Raw genomic sequence first — 1,413 nt, 5'->3', positions numbered from 1 at the left:
ACTGAGAGCTGAGACGAGTCACTACGGTGATGAAGTCATTGATGCCACACTTCCAGGAAAAGCTTCTAAGCTTCAGATATAGTGGAACCGTACCCCAAACCGACACAGGTGGTTGGGTAGAGAATACTAAGGCGCTTGAGAGAACTCGGGTGAAGGAACTAGGCAAAATAGTACCGTAACTTCGGGAGAAGGTACGCTGGTATAGGGTGAAGGAACTTGCTTCCGGAGCCTAAACCAGTCGAAGTAACCAGGTGGCTGGAACTGTTTATTAAAAACACAGCACTGTGCAAAATCGAAAGATGACGTATACGGTGTGACGCCTGCCCGGTGCCGGAAGGTTAATTGATTCGGTTAGACTTAGGTCGAAGCTGATGATCGAAGCCCCGGTAAACGGCGGCCGTAACTATAACGGTCCTAAGGTAGCGAAATTCCTTGTCGGGTAAGTTCCGACCTGCACGAATGGCGTAATCATGGCCACACTGTCTCCACCCGAGACTCAGTGAAATTGAATTTGCGGTTAAGATGCCGTATACCCGCGGCTAGACGGAAAGACCCCGTGAACCTTTACTATAGCTTGACAGTGAACATTGCTCCTACATGTGTAGGATAGGTGGGAGGCTATGAAACCATGTCGCTAGATGTGGTGGAGCCAACCTTGAAATACCACCCTTGTATGCGTGATGTTCTAACCTAGGGCCGTAATCCGGCTTGGGGACACTGTCTGGTGGGTAGTTTGACTGGGGCGGTCTCCTCCCAAAGAGTAACGGAGGAGCACGAAGGTTGGCTAAGTACGGTCGGACATCGTACGGTTAGTGCAATGGCATAAGCCAGCTTAACTGCGAGACAGACACGTCGAGCAGGTACGAAAGTAGGTCATAGTGATCCGGTGGTTCTGTATGGAAGGGCCATCGCTCAACGGATAAAAGGTACTCCGGGGATAACAGGCTGATACCGCCCAAGAGTTCATATCGACGGCGGTGTTTGGCACCTCGATGTCGGCTCATCACATCCTGGGGCTGAAGTCGGTCCCAAGGGTATGGCTGTTCGCCATTTAAAGTGGTACGCGAGCTGGGTTTAGAACGTCGTGAGACAGTTCGGTCCCTATCTGCCGTGGGCGTTTGAGAATTGAAGAGGGCTGCTCCTAGTACGAGAGGACCGGAGTGGACGAACCACTGGTGTTCGGGTTGTCATGCCAATGGCATTGCCCGGTAGCTACGTTCGGAACTGATAACCGCTGAAAGCATCTAAGCGGGAAGCAGGCTTTGAGATGAGTTCTCACTGGGACTTTAAGTCCCCTAAAGGGTCGTTGGAGACTACAACGTTGATAGGTCAGGTGTGTAAGGACTGCGAGGTCTTGAGCTAACTGATACTAATTGCCCGTGAGGCTTAACCATACAACACCCAAGTAGTTTT

At 51.2% G+C, this 1,413-nt stretch carries 1 rRNA gene; it reads left to right on the top strand.

From position 1 onward, the window contains the following. Positions 1-1,394: ribosomal RNA gene (locus MTCD1_RS18230) — 23S ribosomal RNA — on the top strand; the annotation flags it as partial. Between the last annotated feature and the right edge of the window lie 19 nt (positions 1,395-1,413).

The sequence above is a fragment of the Colwellia marinimaniae genome, from assembly GCF_002207865.1.
Taxonomy (GTDB): domain Bacteria; phylum Pseudomonadota; class Gammaproteobacteria; order Enterobacterales; family Alteromonadaceae; genus Colwellia; species Colwellia marinimaniae.
The sequence above is the reverse complement of the archived record's forward strand: the minus strand, read 5'-3'. Positions and strand labels throughout refer to the sequence as shown.